Source organism: Oxalobacteraceae bacterium OTU3CAMAD1 (genome assembly GCA_024123915.1).
Classification (GTDB): Bacteria; Pseudomonadota; Gammaproteobacteria; order Burkholderiales; family Burkholderiaceae_D; genus Rugamonas.
On record CP099650.1, the window covers coordinates 6,634,387 to 6,650,679 of the forward strand.

A 16,293-nucleotide genomic window follows, 5' to 3' on the forward strand; every position below is an offset into this window, starting at 1 on the left:
CCTAAAAAAAACCGGAGCGCTCGGCTCCGGTTTTTGTTTTTACGCCAGCTTGCCGTGGCAGGCTTTGTACTTCTTGCCGCTGCCGCATGGGCAGGGGTCGTTGCGTCCGACCTTCAGGCCCAGCTCCATCAACTGCTCGCCGCTCAGGCCTTGCAGCTCCGGCGGCAGGCCGCCCAGATTCGACGCCGCCTGTGGCGCCAACAACTCTTCCGGCGCCGCGTTCGGGTTGAAGTCCGCGTGCTGGTAGCTCACGTTCTCCACGTGCGATTGCTGCATCGCCGCTTCGGCCGCGTCGATCTCTTCGCGCGACTGGATCCGTACCGTCATGATCAACTTGACCACTTCGTTCTTGATCATCTCCAGCATCTGGCCGAACAGCTCAAACGCTTCGCGCTTGTATTCCTGCTTCGGATTCTTCTGCGCATAACCGCGCAGGTGGATACCCTGGCGCAGGTGATCCAGCGCGGCCAGGTGCTCGCGCCAGTGGCTGTCGACGCTTTGCAGCATGACGTTGCGCTCGAAGCCGCCGAACGATTCCTTGCCGACGATATCGATCTTGGCCTGGTACACCGCGTCGGCCGCAGCCAGCACGCGTTCCAGGATGTCTTCGTCGTTCAGGTTCTGCTCGGACTCCAGCATCGCCGTCAGCGGCACGTCGATCTGCCATTCCGACGCCAGCGCCGCTTCCAGGCCCTTGACGTTCCACTGCTCCTCGACCGATTCGGCCGGCACGTATTCGCGTACCAGGTCGGTGAAGGCGCCGTGGCGCAGCGATTCGATCAGTTCCGAGATATCGGTGGTTTCCAGCAGTTCGTTACGCTGCTGGTAAATGACTTTACGCTGGTCGTTGGCGACGTCGTCGTACTCGAGCAGCTGCTTACGGATGTCGAAGTTGCGCGCCTCGACCTTGCGCTGCGCCGATTCGATCGAACGCGAGACGATGCCCGCTTCAATCGGTTCGCCTTCCGGCATCTTCAAACGGTCCATGATGGCGCGCACGCGGTCGCCCGCGAAGATGCGCAGCAGCTGGTCGTCGAGCGACAGGAAGAAACGCGACATGCCCGGGTCACCCTGGCGCGCGGCGCGGCCGCGCAGCTGGTTGTCGACGCGGCGCGATTCGTGGCGTTCGGTGCCGACGATATGCAGACCGCCGGCGGCGACCACCTGCTCGTGCAAGGCTTGCCAGCCGTCGCGCATCGCCTTCGCTTGCGCCGCTTTGTCGGCGTCGCTCAGGTCCGGATTGGCTTCGATGAACTGGATCTGCTTCTCGACGTTACCACCGAGGACAATGTCGGTACCGCGACCGGCCATGTTGGTGGCGATGGTGATCGCTTTCGGGCTACCCGCCTGCGCGATGATTTCCGCTTCGCGGGCGTGCTGCTTGGCGTTCAGGACGTTGTGCGGCAGGCCGCCCTTGGTCAGGATGCCCGACAACAGCTCCGAGTTTTCGATCGAGGTGGTACCGACCAGCACCGGTTGGCCGCGATCGTAGCATTCGCGGATTTCCAGCATCATGGCGTTGTACTTCTCGGCCGCCGATTTATAGACCTGGTCCTGGCGGTCCTTGCGCTGCGAAGGACGGTTCGGTGGAATGACGACGGTTTCGAGGCCGTAGATTTCCTGGAACTCGTACGCTTCGGTATCGGCGGTACCGGTCATGCCGGCCAGCTTGGCGTACATGCGGAAGTAGTTCTGGAAGGTGATCGAGGCCAGGGTCTGGTTCTCGTTCTGGATCTTGACGCCCTCTTTCGCCTCGACCGCCTGGTGCAGGCCGTCGGACCAGCGGCGACCCGTCATCAGGCGGCCGGTGAATTCATCGACGATGACGACTTCATTGTTCTGCACTACGTAGTGCTGATCCTTGAAGTACAGCGCGTGCGCGCGCAGCGCCGCGTACAGGTGGTGCACCAGCGTGATGTTGGCGGAGTCGTACAGCGACGCGCCTTCCGGCAGCAGACCCATTTTGGTCAGGATCGCTTCGGCTTTTTCGTGGCCGGCTTCGGTCAGCAGCACCGAGTGGGCTTTTTCGTCCTTGACGTAATCACCCGGCACTTCGACCGTGCCCTTGCCGTCCGAGGTCTCTTCACCGATCTGGCGCGTGAGCAACGGCGGCAGCTCGTTGATCTTGTGGTACAGGTCCGTGTGGTTCTCGGCCTGGCCGGAGATGATCAGCGGGGTGCGGGCTTCGTCGATCAGGATCGAGTCGACTTCATCGACGATGCCGAAGTTGAGCGCGCGCTGGACGCGGTCGCCGGCCTCGAACACCATGTTGTCGCGCAGGTAGTCGAAACCGAATTCGTTGTTGGTGCCGTAGGTAATGTCCGACGCATAGGCAGACTGCTTGGTGGAGTGCTCCATCTGCGACAGGTTGATACCGGTGGTCAAACCGAGCCAGGCGTACAGCTTGCCCATGGTCTCGGCGTCGCGCTGGGCCAGATAGTCGTTGACGGTGACGATGTGCACGCCCTTGCCCGACAGCGCGTTCAGGTAGGCCGGCAGAGTCGCGGTCAGGGTTTTACCCTCGCCCGTGCCCATTTCGGCGATCTTGCCGAAGTGCAGGACCATACCGCCAAGCAATTGAACGTCGAAATGGCGCATCTTGAAGACGCGCTTGCTCGCTTCGCGGCAGACGGCGAACGCCTCGGGCAACAGCGCGTCGAGCGTCTCGCCATTGGCGATGCGCGCCTTGAAGGCGGGCGTCTTCGCTTGCAGCTCGGCATCCGACAGTTTTTCCATCGCCGGCTCGAGCGCATTGATCTCGCGTACCGTTTTTTGGTATTGCTTGAGCAGGCGCGTGTTGCGGCTGCCGAAAATCTGGGTCAGTAATGACATGCTTGAATTCTTGAAAAAACGCCGTTAAAAAAAGCTCTGTAGGTGAAAAACGCCTTACCGCACGGAGTTCGACTATGGCAAAAGACGGTGATTTTATCATGCGTCCGTGCCAAGGTTGGGTTATTGGCCTATATAACAATACCCCAAGCGTAAACAATGTCACTCAATCAATCAAATTTCCCCGTGGCGACGCCATGGCAAAGCGGGCTGATGACGGGAAACCGGCGTCGTGCTATGGTTCGCCGCATGCGATTTAATTCCTCCAACGTATCGATCAACCGCCGCAACCCGGTCGGGGCGACCGACTTCCTGCGCCGCGACGACAAGCTGGCGGCCATGATGCCGGCTATCGAGCGCATGGCGGCGCTGCAAAAAGATTGTGCAACGGCCTTGCCCGCGATGTTCAAGTATTGCGAAATCCTGGCTTTCGACGACGGCCAGCTGACCTTGTCGCTGCCGAACGCCTCGCTGGCGGCCAAGCTCAAGCAGCAAATTCCCAAGCTGCAGGAGACGCTGGCGCGGCGCGGCTGGCAGGTAAACGGCGTCAAGCTGCGGGTGCAGATGACCAAGCCGGCCGAGATCAAGGAGCAGATGCGGGCGCTGTCGCTGCCGGAGGCGGCCGTAACGGCCTTCGACGCGCTGGGCGATACGCTGGAAGATACACCGCAGAACGCCACCTTGATCGCCGCGTTAAAGGCGATGGTGGCGCGCCGCCGACCGGCTTAAAAACCCGCACGGCGGCATGCCTGGGGTCGTACCCTGCGGGTACGACCCCGCCGTTCCCGGGTTAAATCGGCGTTAAGTTAGCGCCCACTCACGCGCCATCTGGCGCAGATACGACGGCGGAGCCGATTCATTGGTCTCGAACGAGACGATTTCATACGCGTCCGGATGCTTGAGCAGTTCCAGCAACAGCTGGTTGTTCAGCGCGTGGCCCGATTTGTGCGCCTCATAACTGGCGAGCAGCGGATGCCCGACCAGATACAGATCACCGATCGCGTCCAAAATCTTATGACGCACAAACTCGTCGTCATAGCGCAAGCCGTCGGAATTGAGGATGCGGTACTCATCCATCACGATGGCGTTCTCCAACGACCCGCCGCGCGCCAGGCCGATGCCGCGCAACATCTCCACGTCCTGCATGAAGCCGAAGGTGCGCGCGCGCGCCACGTCGTGCACATAGGAGACGTCGCCGAAGTCGACATTGGCGCGCTGCTGCGTGCCGTCGACCGCCGGATGGTTGAATTCGATGAAGAAGTCCAGCTTGAAGCCGTCGTGCGGGGTCAGGCGCGCCCATTTTTCCTTGTCGCCCTTGCCTTCTCGCACTTCCACCGGTTTCAGCACACGGATGAATTTCTTCGCGACCGGCTGCTCGAGTACGCCAGCTTGCTGCAGCAGAAACACGAACGACGACGCCGAGCCGTCCATGATGGGGATTTCCTCGGCGCTGACCTCGATATACAGGTTGTCGATGCCGAGGCCGGCGCAGGCCGACATCAGGTGCTCGACGGTCGAGACCCGGGCGCCGTCCTTGACCAGTACCGACGCCATGCGGGTGTCGCCGACGGCCATGGCGCTGGCGGGGAATTCCACGACAGGCGACAGGTCGACGCGGCGGAAAACGATGCCCGTATCGGGCTCGGCCGGACGCAGGGTCAGCTCGACCTTGGTGCCGGAGTGCAGGCCCACACCCGTGGTGCGGACCAGTTCTTTGATGGTGCGTTGTTTTAACATGGTCCGATTATAACGAAGTTGAGATCGCCGCGCTGCGGCCAGCGTTTCCTCGGATCAAGGATGCTCGGCCTCGACATGCACCGCCTCGCGCCGCACCAGATAGATGCCGCTGGCGATGATGATGCCGGCGCCGAGCAAGGTATAGCCGTCGGGCAGCGTCTGCCACAGCAGCCAATCGATCGCCACGCCCCAGGCCAGCGCCGAGTATTCGAACGGCGCTACCACCGACGCCTTGCCGGTGCTGAAGGCCTTGGTGATAGCAAGCTGGCCGAAGAAGCCCGACAGCGCCAGCGCCACCAGCACCCAGCTGTCCTCGGCGCGCACCGGCACCCAGTCGCGGTACGACAGCGCCACGGCGCCGGCGGCCATCATGGTCAGCAGCCAGAACATCATCGACTCGGTGCTATCGGTGCGCGCCAGCACGCGGGCGGCGATGGCCGACATCGCGTAGCAGGCGGCCGCGGCCAGCACGGCCAGGCCGCCGATGGTCAGGAAGCCGGTGCCTTCCGGGCGCAGCACGACCAGCACGCCGATCAGGCCGACAACGATGGCGACACACTGCCCCGGGCCGACCTTCTCCTTCAACACGAACACCGACAGCGCGGTGATCAGCGACGGCGCGATGAAAAAGATCGAATACGCCTCGGCCAGCGACAGGGACTTCAGGCCGAAGGCGAAAGTGGTCAGCATGGCGATGCCAAGCACGGCGCGGAAAATCTGCATCGACCAGCGGACCGCGAAGATGCCACGGAAGGCGCCGCGATAAATGATATAGCCGCACAGCAGCGGCAGCGAGCTCAGCGCGCGCAAAGCGGTCACCTGCATGGCGGGATAGTGGGCGGACAGCAGCTTCATGGCCGTGTCCATGAACGAGAACATGGCCACGGCGATCAACATCGCGTAGATGCTGTGCAAATTTTCTTTACGAGAAATGGGAGTGGAAACGGAAGACAGAAGAAGCTCCTTGCTACGGGCCCGCTCGGGCCACTGGGAACGTCATCATGGCGACGTCCGGAGCCAGGATCACAGGCGGCACGAATGGTCATCGGCCGCGCGATCGATACCGATTATAGCAAGTTGACAATTGCTTTGCAGTAGGTAGAACACCGGGGGTCAGGTTCGCTTGCTATTGGCAGCGCGCATAAAATCAACGAACGCGCGCAGCTTGCCCGGCATGTGCGTGCGATGCGGATAGTAGAGATGAAAGGCATCGTCCACTTCGGTGTGCCGCCTCAGTATCTGCCGTAGCATGCCGTTTTCCAGCTCTTGCTTCGCAAAATCTTCGAGGATGAAAGCGATGCCCTGGCCTTGAACTGCGGCATCCAGGACGGATCTCATTTCGTCATAAATCAAACGCCCTTGAACGTCGATTTGAACCGTTTGACCGCGATCTTGGAACTTCCACTCATAGAATCTGCCGGCGACGGAATAACGCTGGCGTATGCAGTCGTGCTTCAGCAATTCATCGATGGTTTCCGGTTCACGCCGCTCGCGGAAGTAATCCGGGGCGGCCACCACTATCCTTTTTTGTACCGGCCCCAGCTGCACGGCGACCATGTCGCTTTGCAGTTTTTTTCCCATGCGTATTCCGATATCGAAACCGGCGCTGACGATATCGCTCAGTTGATTATCCAGCGATATCTCGACATCGATCAGCGGAAATTGCTCAAGGAACGCTGCCAGGTGCGGCTCAATCAAGATGCGATATGCGACGTATGAGGAATTGACGCGCAACATACCCGACGGTTGATCCGTCGCGAGCAAGGCTTGCGACAGCGAGCTTTTGATCTGCTCAAGCGCGGGAGCTAATGCCGCATTCAATGACGCCCCGGCCTCGGTCAAACTGACGCTGCGTGTCGTGCGATTGAACAGCCGCACATTCAGCTGCGCTTCCACATTTTTGATGGTGCGCGACACCGCCGTCGGCGTGACGCCCATTTCCGCAGCGGCGCGAGCGAAATTCAAATGCCTGGCGGCAGACTCGAAGGTCAATAGACCGGGCAGATGCACCGGCGGCGAAGGCAGCGCGCCTTCCATGCCCTCGGCGCGGGCCGCAGGCTCGATTATGACTTTTTTGCTCATACCATATGTTCGTTTATGACTATTCACATCATTATCGCCTATCTCCATACTGGTGAAATCAAATAGCTTCTTCGCCGCTATTCAACCCATCTATGAAGAACCGAACAATGAGCAAAATTTTCGAGCCTTTAACCCTGCGCGGCGTCACCCTGCGTAACCGCTTCGCCCTCAGCCCGATGTGCCAGTACACGGCTACCGATGGCTATGCCGGCGATTACCACGCCGTCCACTACGGCCGCTTCGCCCTCGGCGGCTTCGGCCTGCTGATGGTCGAGGCCACGGCGGTCTCGCCCGAAGGACGGATCTCGCATGGCGACCTCGGCCTGTGGGATGACGCCCATATTGAAGGTCTCTCGCGCATCGCCGCGTTTGCCAAATCCTATGGCGCCACACCCGGAATCCAGATCGCCCATGCCGGCCCAAAGGCCAGCATCCAGAGAGCCTTCGAAGGCAACGGTCCGCTGGACGACGACGACGCGGCACGCGGTGAACATGCTTGGGAAGTGGTGTCGCCAAGCGCGCGCGCGGTCGCCAAGGGCTGGCTGACGCCCACCGCGTTGGATGCGAACGGCATCGCCAAGGTACGTTCGGATTTCATCGCTGCGGCACGACGCGCCCTGCGCGCGGGTTTCGAGGTACTGGAACTGCACTACGCGCACGGCTTCTTGCTCAACGCTTTCCTGTCGCCGCTGACCAACGACCGTACCGATGAATATGGCGGCAGCTTCGAGAACCGCATCCGCCTGCCGCTGGAGATCGCCCGCGAGGTACGCGAGGTCTGGCCGAAGGACAAGCCGCTGTTTGTGCGCTTGTCGGCGGTCGATGGCAGCAGCAACGGTTGGACCATCCACGACAGTGTCGCTTTCGCGGCGGCCTTGAAGGCGGTCGGCGTCGACGTCATCGATTGCTCGGCCGGTGGCTTCGGCGTCTACGAATACCCCAGCGGCTATGGCTTCCAGGTACCGTTCGCCGCGCAGATTCGCCGCGAGGCAAACATCGGCACCATGGCGGTGGGAATGATTAACGATCCGTTGCAGGCTGAATCAGTCATCGCCTCCGGCCAGGCCGACCTGGTGGCGCTTGGCCATGCGGCTTTGCGCGATCCGCATTTCCCATTGCATGCACAGCGGATATTGGAGGCTGTCAGCCCGGACGCGGCGTATGCCGACTGGAATATCCAAGCCGGCTGGTGGCTCGGCCACCGCGAAAGCAAACTTCTGCAGTTGGGGCCATGGGCCCCGACGTTGGACACCGCCAAGAATCGCGGCAGGGATTGACTCCCATCCTGCCGGCCAGAGCGGCCGGCGTTTACAACGACTCGCCTCACAACCAGGAGTAAAAACATGAACAAACCTACCTACGTGCAAGACTATCAAGCCATCGTCGAGGTCCTGAACAAGTACAACGAAGGCTGCAAACAGGCCAGGAGCAGCATCATGAAGCCAGCCTTCAACGAGAAGGCCACAATGTTTGGCGTCGATGCCGACGGCAAGCTGACCGGTGGCCCGATCCAAACCTTGTTCGACGGCATCGACACCGCGTTCCGCCCTTCGCCTGAAGCCCAAGGGGCGATCGTCAATGTCGACATCGTCGGCACCGCCGCGAGCGCGCGCATCGACACCAACGACGTCTCGGGCTTTTGCTTCACGGATTTCTTCAACTTGCTGAAGGTCGACGGCAAGTGGACCGTGGTCAGCAAGATCTACCACACCCACGTCGCGCCTTAACGCCAGGTCTTCCTCTACACGCACGGCAGAACCTTGCTTCCGCAATGTCTGCCGTTTTTTTCAGCCGATGAATCATCTCTTCCCTTTAAAGAGAACTAAATGAAAACAACTTTTATCAAAGCCTTGTTCTTCGCGGCAATCATTGCTGGCGCGGGCCTGACTGCCCAGGCACAGGCTGCCAACGGTCAACCCATGAGCAAACCTATTTACGTGCAAGAATACAAAGCCATCGTCGAGGTGCTGAACAAGTACAACGACGGCTGCAAACAGGCAAAGAGCAGCATCATGAAGCCGGCCTTCAGCGAGCAGGCGACCATCTTCGGCGTCGATGCCAAGGGCAAACTGATGGGCGGTCCGATCCAGGGGCTGTTCGACGCCATCGACAAACCGCCATTCCGCCCTTCACCCGAAGCCCAGGGTGTCATCGTCAGCATCGACATCGTCGGCATCGCCGCCAGCGCGCGCGTCGACACCGACGATGTCTCCGGTTTCTCCTTCACCGACTTCTTCCACCTGCTGAAGGTCGACGGCAAGTGGACCGTGGTCAGCAAGATCTACCACACCCACGTCGCGCCCTGAGCTCTTGACCGGGCTCGTCTAAAAAATTCTCGTAGGGCTGTCGAATTCGTCGGCCCTCGTTCGTCGTCATCATGAAATACCTTTTATCATGCGGTATCACCATGGAGGCGTCATGAACAAACAAGTGATCTTCAACCTCGCGGTCAAGGACCTCGACAAGTCCAAAGCGTTCTTTTCCGCTCTGGGCTTTGGCTTCAAGCCAGAATTTAGCAGCGAGCAAGCGGCCTACATGGTCATCGTGGACGACAGCATTCATGCCATGCTCATGACCGAAACCTTCTTCCAGTCCTTGATCGACAAACCCCTCGCGCAAGCCAGGGAAGCCAATGAAGTCATCATCTGCCTGAGCTGCGAGAGCCGCGACGAGGTGGACAGCCTGATCGCCAAAGCGGTCGCCGCCGGCGGGCGCACGCCGCACCCGCCGGAGGATCACGGCTTTATGTACGACCAGGGCTTCGAGGATCTGGACGGCCACCTGTGGAACCTCGTGTGGACGGCGCCCCAGGCCTGACCGAGCTATTTCTCCTTGCCGCCGACGCCGCCCAGCGACTCGGCCACTGCCTTGTCCACGGCCGGCGCGGCGGGTGGTTGCTCCGGCGCATGGCCCGTCTTGCGCGCCTGTTCCGACTGCTGATCGGTGCTGACCTCCTCGGCCACCTGGTCGTCGGCCGGCAGCAGAGTATCTGATCGTTGCTGAGTTTTCATCGCTCGCTCCTTCAAAAATAGATAGACCAATGGCGGACGCCAAGGTTGCTCGGACGCTCCCGCCCCGCTTCAGAATTTTCTGAAAAAATTATAGCGCCGACGCCTACGCGCATGCGGCACGCTTGGCGCTGGCGAGCGCGCTCTGCCCGTCATATGCTGGCCTGACTCAGGGAGACAGAAGATGGCCATCGAAACGATCGACGAAGCATTCCAACCCACCGCCAAATCCACGACCGAAGGCTATGTCCACGCCGACGACCCGGCGCACGCGCACCAGCACGCGCACCCGCACGGCTGGCGCCGCTGGCTGTACGCGACCAATCACAAGGACATCGGCACGCTCTACCTGTGGTTCTCGCTGGCAATGCTGATGGCCGGCGGCCTGCTGGCGATGCTGATCCGGGTCGAGTTGTTCCAGCCCGGCCTGCAGTATTTTTATCCGGAGTTCTACAACCAGATGGTCACCCTGCACGGCTTGGTGATGATCTTCGGCGCCATCATGCCGGCCTTCGTCGGCTTCGCCAACTGGATGATCCCGTTGCAGGTCGGCGCCTCCGACATGGCTTTTGCGCGCATGAACAATTTCTCGTTCTGGCTGCTGCCACCGGCCGCGCTGTTGCTGATCGGCTCGTTCTTCAGCGCCGGCGGCGCCACCGCCGCCGGCTGGACCATGTACCCGCCGCTGTCGACTCAAATGGGCGTGGGCATGGACATGGCGATCTTCGCCATCCACCTGATGGGCATCTCGTCCATCATGGGCGCGATCAACATCATCACCACCATCCTCAACCTGCGGGCCAAGGGCATGACCTTAATGCGCATGCCGATGTTCTGCTGGACCTGGCTCATCACCGCCTATCTGCTGATCGCCGTGATGCCGGTGCTGGCCGCCGCCATCACCATGATCCTGACCGACCGCCACTTCGGCACCACCTTCTTCAACGCGGCCGGCGGCGGCGATCCCGTCATGTACCAGCACATCTTCTGGTTCTTCGGCCACCCGGAGGTCTACATTTTGATATTGCCCGCGTTCGGGATGATCTCGGAGATCATCCCGGCGTTCTCGCGCAAGCGGCTGTTCGGATACGCCTCGATGGTGTACGCGGCCGGTTCGATCGCCATCATCTCCTTCATCGTGTGGGCGCACCATATGTTCGCCACCGGCATGCCGATCACCGGCCAGTTGTTTTTCATGTACGCAACCATGCTGGTGGCCGTGCCCACCGGCGTCAAGGTCTTCAACTGGATCGCCACGATGTGGCGCGGCGCGATGACGTTCGAGGCGCCGATGCTGTTCGCGGTGGGCTTCCTGTGGGTGTTCACGATCGGCGGCTTCTCCGGCCTGATCCTGGCGGTGGCGCCGATCGACATCCAGGTCCACGACACTTACTATGTCGTCGCCCACTTCCACTACGTGCTGGTGGCCGGCTCGCTGTTCGCGCTGTTTGCCGGATACTACTATTGGGTGCCGAAGTGGACGGGCTACATGTTCAACGAAAAGCGTGCCGCCTTCCACTTCTGGAACTCGCTCATCTGGGTCAACGTCACCTTCTTCCCGATGCACTTCCTGGGACTGGCCGGCATGCCGCGCCGTTACGCCGACTATTCGACCCAGTTCACCGACTACAACCAGCTGGCCACGGTGGGCGCGTTGCTGTTCGGGCTGACGCAGGTATACTTCCTGTTCGCCATCGTGCTGCCGACCATACGCGGCGGCAAGCCCGCCCCGGCCAAGCCGTGGGAAGGCGCCGATGGGCTGGAGTGGACGGTGCCGAGTCCGGCGCCCTTCCACACCTTCGAAAAACCGCCTGCCGTGATCTGAGCCGGAGCGAACGATGCCACGTGATGTGCCTTCGGAACGACGGAGCTGGCTGGTGCGGCGGCGCTCGGTGCTGCAGCGGCCGCAGTTGACCGTGCTGTTCGCCACGCTGTGCTGCCCCACTCTGGGCGTCGCGGCCGGCTTTGCGTACCTGGGCTACTGGCACATGCTGGCGTATGCGCTGCTTGAGATGGCCGCGCTGGCCGCCTGCCTGTGGTACTACGGACGCCACCTCGACGACTACGACCGGATCGAAATCTCGGAAAGTGCCATTGTTGTTGAACAGCGCAGGGGCCATCGGTGCAGCTATCGCCATCTCGACCTGTGGAGCGCCCGGCTGCTATCGCCGGTACGTGATGGCGACCCGATACGCATCAACGACAAACGGGATAGCATCGTTGTCCTCGGGCGTTTTCTCGCGGAGGAGGAGCGCCGCCACCTCGCCAATGAACTAGGTCAATGGCTGCGCCGCGCAGACTCCTGAACTCTCGCAATATTGCCATAAGTCAATTTTCGACAAGCTTGCCGGTGACATGATGAAGGTCCCCTCTCAAGGAGCCTATCATGTCGACATGCCAGCACTGCGGTATCGAAAATTCACCCATCCATTCACTCTGTACAACCTGCGGAACCTCGCCCCCAAAACCAGCCTCCGGCACGGAAGCGGAACTATCGGCGCTGTGGCGTATCCGTTTCGATTTGATTGAAAAAGCCGGCGGGCCAACGCGACCGCACTTCAAGCAGCTCAGCTTCGGCGAGCGCTTTCGACTCGCGTTCAATCTGTGGGCCTTGCTTTTTGGGCCGTTCTACTACTTAGCCAAAGGCATGTGGCGCAAAGCGATCGTCGCCGCATTTATCGGCCTGCCGTTGATGATTTTAATTAACGTTGCTGCGCCCGACGGAGAGCTCGATCCCTTGAAGATGTGCGTGAACACGCTCATCAATGTTTGGTTCACTTTGCATGCCAACATCAACTACTACAAGAAGATAGTATTGGATGACAACGGCTGGTGGTAGCGTCGCACGAAGCGAGCGCTTTCTAAATCACGTAGGGCGGATTAGCGAAGCGTAATCCGCCAATGCGTGCGTTTCGACGGCTCGTAGATTGGCGGATTACGGCGTTCCGCCTAATCCGCCCTACGTGGATCTGCGGTGTTTCCATTGTCCGGGCCACAGTGGCGGTTAACCCGGCAGCAGCATCACCAGCTTCAAATCGTGGCGTTTGGCCAGATGCAATGTCACCTGATTGAAGCTCAGCGCTTGCCCGGCTTCTGTCCGGAAACTCCGCAACCCGCCCTCCCTGCCCACCACGTCCTGCAGGCGCCACAACTCCCGGAATTCGGCGCTGTCACGTGCCACGTCGGCGATCAGCTCCCTCACCGCCGGTTGCTCGGCGTGCTTGCCGATGTCGGCGCGGAACTCGGCCACCAGCCGCCGTGCACGCTCCGGCCAATCGACGATCAACCCGCGCGCCACCACCGACTGGAACATGAAGCGCAACAGGTTCGGCGACGGTCCATCGAGCCAGCCGGCAAACAACCGCGCAGCCGCGTCATTCCACGCCACCGCGTCCCAGCGCAGATCGAGAATATAGGCCGGCGCATCCACGGCAGCCACGATCGCGTCCAGCGCCACCTCGGCAGGAGCGCCATCCGCCTCGCCATGCGGATCGAGCCGCTCGGCCAGACTGAACAAATAGACGCGCTCGGCCCCGCTCAACTGCAGCACCTCTGCCAGCCGCGCCAGCATCTTGCCCGACGCCGACACCGGCCTCCCCTGCTCCAGCCACGTCAGCCACGTCGGGCTGACCTCGCACAGCTGCGCCAACTCCTCGCGCCGCAACCCTGGCGTGCGCCGCCGCCCCCCACCGGGCAGACCGACGCTGGCCGGCGTGGTGCGCTCCCGATGGGCGCGGATAAAATCGCCTAACTTGTTTTGCATGGTGGTTTTTATACCAGGATAAGTGCTTGTCTTGTTACAGGATATAAACCCGCCTATTCTGCCCTGACCCGCCCAATTCAGGAGAAATAAAATGCAACAGCAAGCCGTCGTCGCCCAACAATTCGGCCAAACAGCCAGCGCCTACCTGACCAGCACTGTCCATTCGCAGGGCGCCGACCTTGCCGCGCTGCGCGAACTGGCCGCCGGCCTGGGCAAACCCGTGGTGCTCGATCTCGGCTGCGGCGCCGGCCACGCCAGCTTCGCCGTCGCCCCGGTCGCGCGCTCCGTCACCGCATTCGACCTGGCGAATGAAATGCTCGCCGTGGTGACCGGCGCGGCGCAGGAACGCGGCCTGCACAACATCGTCACCGAACAAGGCAACGTCGCCAGCCTGCCGTTCGCCGACGCCTCGTTCTGCATGATCGTCACGCGCTTCTCGGCGCACCACTGGCTCGACCTGCCGGCCGCACTGCGCGAAGTCAAGCGCGTGCTCAAGCCCAACGGCCAGCTGGTCGTCATCGACATCACCGCGCCCGAAGTGCCGCTGCACGACACAACTCTGCAGGCGGTAGAACTGCTGCGCGACGGCTCGCATGTGCGCGACTACCGCCCGTCCGAGTGGACCGCGACGCTGCAAGCGGCAGGCTTCCTGCCGGAGCGCGCCGGCGACTGGAAGCTGCAAATGGTATTCGATGAATGGACCGCTCGCATGCGCACGCCGCCCGAGCGGGTGGCGGCGATCCGCAGCCTGTTCGCCAGCGCGCCGGAGGAAACGTTGAAATACTTCGAGGTTCAACCCGACGGCTCGTTCACCATCGATTCGACGCTGTTCAAGGCCACACATAAGCACAGCGACATCTACTAAACCAACAGACGTAAAAAAAGGCGCCGTCTCCGGCGCCTCTTTCACTGCATCAACTCAAGCCGGCTTACGCCTGGCCCAGCAGAGTCTCGGCGTTCGACACTTCGAACTTGCCGCCTTGTTCCACGTTCAGCTGCTTGACGACGCCGTCTTCGACCAGCATCGAATAGCGCTGCGAGCGCGTGCCCATGCCGTGCTTGCTGAAGTCGGCGTCCAGGCCCAGCGCCTTGCTGTAGGCGGCGTTGCCGTCGGCCATCATGCGGACGGTGCCGGTGGCTTTCTGGTCGCGGCCCCAAGCGCCCATGACGAAGGCGTCATTGACCGAGATGCACCAGATTTCATCGACGCCCTTGGCCTTCAGGTCGGCTGCGTGCTTGACGTAGCCTGGCACGTGCTGTGCCGAGCAGGTCGGGGTGTAGGCGCCTGGCAGGCCGAAGATCGCGATCTTCTTGCCCTTGACCAAATCTTGCACGTTGAACGTGTTCGGGCCGAGCGAGCAGCCTTCGGTTTCGGTCTCGACGAATTCGGACAGGGTGCCTTCCGGCAGGGTATCGCCAATCTTGATGGTCATGTGTGACTCCTTTTGTTGGGGTAGTGAACGTAAAAAAGCCGCGACAAGCGCGGCTTTTCCCGGCATAGAACGCACAGTATGCCTGAACCCAGGCCATCCTGCACAATCGTGCCGGATGGCCTAATCGACTCTCGGTGAGCAGTGACTCTTAGTCGGCCTGCTTGCGCAGGAAGGCTGGAATGTCGTAGGTCTCCATACCGTTCTTCTCCATCGCGCGCACTTGCTCGGAGGCCGACTCGCGACGCCATACCGCCGGCGCCTTCATGCCGTCGAAGGCCGGGGCGCCACCGCCGCCCATGCCGCCGGTCGCACCCATCGACACGCCGGCCGACGCCGCGCCGCCCATAGCGCCCGAAGGCATCATCGGGCTGTTGTGGGTACCGGTGCGCAGCAGTTGCTGCGGCACCAGCTGCACGTGCTTCTTGCCCTTGCCCAGACCAGTGGCCACCACGGTGACGCGGATCTCGTCGCCCATGGTGTCGTCGTAAGCGATACCCTGTGCGATCGAAGCGTCCGGCGCCGCGAACGCGCGCACGGCGGCCATGACTTCCTTGATCTCCTTACCTTTCAGGCCACGGCTTGCAGTCACGTTGACCAGCACACCGCGCGCGCCCGACAGGTCGACGCCGTCCAGCAGCGGCGAAGCCACCGCCTGTTCGGCCGCGATGCGCGCGCGGTCGATGCCCGACGCGGTCGCGGTGCCCATCATGGCTTTGCCCTGCTCGCCCATGATGGTTTTCACGTCGTTGAAGTCGACGTTGATGTGGCCCGGCACGTTGATGATCTCGGCGATACCGGCGACGGCGTTGTTCAGCACATCGTCGGCGTGCTGCAGCCACTCGATCAGCGATTCATCTTCGTAGATTTCTTCGAGCTTCTCGTTCAGGATCACGATCAGCGAGTCGACGTGTTCCGACAGCTGCTCCAGGCCTTCATCCGCGATGTCCATGCACTTCTGACCTTCGTGCGAGAACGGCTTCGACACCACCGCCACGGTCAGCGCGCCGAGCGACTTGGCCACTTCGGCCACGATCGGTGCGGCGCCGGTGCCGGTGCCGCCGCCCATGCCGGCGGCGATGAACACCATGTGCGCACCGCGCAGCGCGTCTTCGATACGCTGGCGCGATTCCTCGGCCAGCTTGCGGCCGACGTCCGGCTTCATACCCGCACCCAGGCCGGTCTCGCCGATCTGGATGACGTTGTGTGCGCGCGAGGTGGACAGCGCCTGCGCGTCGGTGTTTGCGGCGATGAACTCCACGCCGGACATGCCTTTAACGATCATGTGTTGAACTGCATTGCCACCTGCTCCGCCGACGCCGACGACCTTGATGACGGTGCCCAAAGCTGCGTTATCGACCATATCAAACTCCATGATGTGCTCCCTATCAGAATGCGGTTTCCAAGCGCCAGTCCTCATATTTGTAGGAGAACTGGGGATTGA

17 protein-coding genes are annotated in these 16,293 nt (G+C 61.5%); 9 read left to right on the forward strand and 8 right to left on the reverse strand.

What is annotated here, in order from left to right; genetic code table 11:
- Positions 1–39: 39 nt before the first annotated feature.
- A complete protein-coding gene (secA, locus tag NHH88_28280) occupies positions 40–2,832 on the reverse strand; it encodes a preprotein translocase subunit SecA (protein USX13506.1) in 2,793 nt (930 codons plus the stop codon).
- Between the two features lie 246 nt (positions 2,833–3,078).
- Between secA and NHH88_28285 the strand changes: the two genes are divergently transcribed.
- Entirely contained in the window at positions 3,079–3,558 is a 480-nt protein-coding gene (locus NHH88_28285) for a DciA family protein (GenBank protein USX13507.1), read from the forward strand.
- Positions 3,559–3,630: 72 nt separating this feature from the next.
- On the opposite strand, the gene lpxC is transcribed toward NHH88_28285, so the two are convergent.
- The 3 genes from lpxC to NHH88_28300 all read right to left on the reverse strand — a co-directional run bounded on the left by lpxC (position 3,631) and on the right by NHH88_28300 (position 6,648).
- Positions 3,631–4,566, reverse strand: a complete 936-nt coding sequence (lpxC, locus tag NHH88_28290; GenBank protein USX13508.1) for a UDP-3-O-acyl-N-acetylglucosamine deacetylase — start codon at positions 4,564–4,566, stop codon at positions 3,631–3,633.
- Positions 4,567–4,620: 54 nt separating this feature from the next.
- The gene (locus NHH88_28295) at positions 4,621–5,463 is read right to left on the reverse strand and encodes a DMT family transporter (GenBank protein USX17461.1); all 843 of its coding nucleotides are present in this window, start codon (positions 5,461–5,463) and stop codon (positions 4,621–4,623) included.
- Between the two features lie 216 nt (positions 5,464–5,679).
- Positions 5,680–6,648 (reverse strand): LysR family transcriptional regulator, encoded by a 969-nt coding sequence (locus tag NHH88_28300; protein USX13509.1) that lies wholly within the window; start codon positions 6,646–6,648, stop codon positions 5,680–5,682.
- A 107-nt stretch (positions 6,649–6,755) separates the two neighbouring features.
- Between NHH88_28300 and NHH88_28305 the strand changes: the two genes are divergently transcribed.
- The 4 genes from NHH88_28305 (at position 6,756) to NHH88_28320 (ending at position 9,465) form a co-directional block, all read left to right on the forward strand.
- Positions 6,756–7,925, forward strand: coding sequence for an NADH:flavin oxidoreductase/NADH oxidase (locus NHH88_28305; protein ID USX13510.1), 1,170 nt, complete (start codon positions 6,756–6,758; stop codon positions 7,923–7,925).
- Positions 7,926–7,991: 66 nt separating this feature from the next.
- A complete protein-coding gene (locus NHH88_28310; GenBank protein ID USX13511.1) occupies positions 7,992–8,375 on the forward strand; it encodes a nuclear transport factor 2 family protein in 384 nt (127 codons plus the stop codon).
- Positions 8,376–8,474: 99 nt separating this feature from the next.
- Entirely contained in the window at positions 8,475–8,954 is a 480-nt protein-coding gene (locus NHH88_28315) for a nuclear transport factor 2 family protein (GenBank protein ID USX13512.1), read from the forward strand.
- A gap of 112 nt (positions 8,955–9,066) precedes the next feature.
- Complete coding sequence (locus NHH88_28320) at positions 9,067–9,465, forward strand: glyoxalase/bleomycin resistance/extradiol dioxygenase family protein (protein ID USX13513.1); 399 nt, start codon at positions 9,067–9,069, stop codon at positions 9,463–9,465.
- Between the two features lie 5 nt (positions 9,466–9,470).
- Here the strand turns inward: NHH88_28320 and NHH88_28325 are convergent, their stop codons facing one another.
- Entirely contained in the window at positions 9,471–9,659 is a 189-nt protein-coding gene (locus NHH88_28325; protein ID USX13514.1) for a hypothetical protein, read from the reverse strand.
- A gap of 181 nt (positions 9,660–9,840) precedes the next feature.
- Between NHH88_28325 and ctaD the strand changes: the two genes are divergently transcribed.
- The 3 genes from ctaD to NHH88_28340 all read left to right on the forward strand — a co-directional run bounded on the left by ctaD (position 9,841) and on the right by NHH88_28340 (position 12,495).
- A complete protein-coding gene (gene ctaD, locus NHH88_28330) occupies positions 9,841–11,481 on the forward strand; it encodes a cytochrome c oxidase subunit I (protein USX13515.1) in 1,641 nt (546 codons plus the stop codon).
- 13 nt (positions 11,482–11,494) lie between these two features.
- A complete protein-coding gene (locus tag NHH88_28335; protein ID USX13516.1) occupies positions 11,495–11,962 on the forward strand; it encodes a DUF2244 domain-containing protein in 468 nt (155 codons plus the stop codon).
- A gap of 80 nt (positions 11,963–12,042) precedes the next feature.
- Entirely contained in the window at positions 12,043–12,495 is a 453-nt protein-coding gene (locus NHH88_28340; protein USX13517.1) for a DUF2628 domain-containing protein, read from the forward strand.
- A gap of 165 nt (positions 12,496–12,660) precedes the next feature.
- Here NHH88_28340 and NHH88_28345 read toward each other — a convergent pair whose 3' ends face one another.
- Positions 12,661–13,419, reverse strand: coding sequence for a helix-turn-helix transcriptional regulator (locus NHH88_28345; GenBank protein ID USX13518.1), 759 nt, complete (start codon positions 13,417–13,419; stop codon positions 12,661–12,663).
- Between the two features lie 91 nt (positions 13,420–13,510).
- On the opposite strand from NHH88_28345, the gene NHH88_28350 reads away from it, so the two are divergent.
- Positions 13,511–14,284 carry a methyltransferase domain-containing protein gene (locus NHH88_28350; protein USX13519.1) on the forward strand — a complete coding sequence of 258 codons (774 nt, stop codon included), beginning with the start codon at positions 13,511–13,513 and terminating at the stop codon, positions 14,282–14,284.
- 64 nt (positions 14,285–14,348) lie between these two features.
- Here the strand turns inward: NHH88_28350 and NHH88_28355 are convergent, their stop codons facing one another.
- Together NHH88_28355 and ftsZ are read right to left on the reverse strand one after the other, a co-directional pair.
- Entirely contained in the window at positions 14,349–14,852 is a 504-nt protein-coding gene (locus NHH88_28355; GenBank protein USX13520.1) for a peroxiredoxin, read from the reverse strand.
- Positions 14,853–15,000: 148 nt separating this feature from the next.
- Positions 15,001–16,224 (reverse strand): cell division protein FtsZ, encoded by a 1,224-nt coding sequence (gene ftsZ, locus NHH88_28360; GenBank protein USX13521.1) that lies wholly within the window; start codon positions 16,222–16,224, stop codon positions 15,001–15,003.
- Positions 16,225–16,293 lie beyond the last annotated feature (69 nt).

Excerpts from the sequence above, each read along its gene's own strand:
- NHH88_28335 (USX13516.1), top strand. The coding sequence starts at position 11,495 with ATGCCACGTGATGTGCCTTCGGAACGACGGAGCTGGCTGGTGCGGCGG.
- secA (USX13506.1), bottom strand. The coding sequence starts at position 2,832 with ATGTCATTACTGACCCAGATTTTCGGCAGCCGCAACACGCGCCTGCTC.
- NHH88_28310 (USX13511.1), top strand. The coding sequence starts at position 7,992 with ATGAACAAACCTACCTACGTGCAAGACTATCAAGCCATCGTCGAGGTC.
- NHH88_28305 (USX13510.1), top strand. The coding sequence starts at position 6,756 with ATGAGCAAAATTTTCGAGCCTTTAACCCTGCGCGGCGTCACCCTGCGT.
- NHH88_28345 (USX13518.1), bottom strand. The coding sequence starts at position 13,419 with ATGCAAAACAAGTTAGGCGATTTTATCCGCGCCCATCGGGAGCGCACC.
- NHH88_28350 (USX13519.1), top strand. The coding sequence starts at position 13,511 with ATGCAACAGCAAGCCGTCGTCGCCCAACAATTCGGCCAAACAGCCAGC.
- NHH88_28325 (USX13514.1), bottom strand. The coding sequence starts at position 9,659 with ATGAAAACTCAGCAACGATCAGATACTCTGCTGCCGGCCGACGACCAG.
- NHH88_28315 (USX13512.1), top strand. The coding sequence starts at position 8,475 with ATGAAAACAACTTTTATCAAAGCCTTGTTCTTCGCGGCAATCATTGCT.
- lpxC (USX13508.1), bottom strand. The coding sequence starts at position 4,566 with ATGTTAAAACAACGCACCATCAAAGAACTGGTCCGCACCACGGGTGTG.
- NHH88_28300 (USX13509.1), bottom strand. The coding sequence starts at position 6,648 with ATGAGCAAAAAAGTCATAATCGAGCCTGCGGCCCGCGCCGAGGGCATG.
- ftsZ (USX13521.1), bottom strand. The coding sequence starts at position 16,224 with ATGGAGTTTGATATGGTCGATAACGCAGCTTTGGGCACCGTCATCAAG.
- NHH88_28340 (USX13517.1), top strand. The coding sequence starts at position 12,043 with ATGTCGACATGCCAGCACTGCGGTATCGAAAATTCACCCATCCATTCA.
- NHH88_28320 (USX13513.1), top strand. The coding sequence starts at position 9,067 with ATGAACAAACAAGTGATCTTCAACCTCGCGGTCAAGGACCTCGACAAG.
- NHH88_28355 (USX13520.1), bottom strand. The coding sequence starts at position 14,852 with ATGACCATCAAGATTGGCGATACCCTGCCGGAAGGCACCCTGTCCGAA.
- NHH88_28285 (USX13507.1), top strand. The coding sequence starts at position 3,079 with ATGCGATTTAATTCCTCCAACGTATCGATCAACCGCCGCAACCCGGTC.
- NHH88_28295 (USX17461.1), bottom strand. The coding sequence starts at position 5,463 with ATGTTGATCGCCGTGGCCATGTTCTCGTTCATGGACACGGCCATGAAG.
- ctaD (USX13515.1), top strand. The coding sequence starts at position 9,841 with ATGGCCATCGAAACGATCGACGAAGCATTCCAACCCACCGCCAAATCC.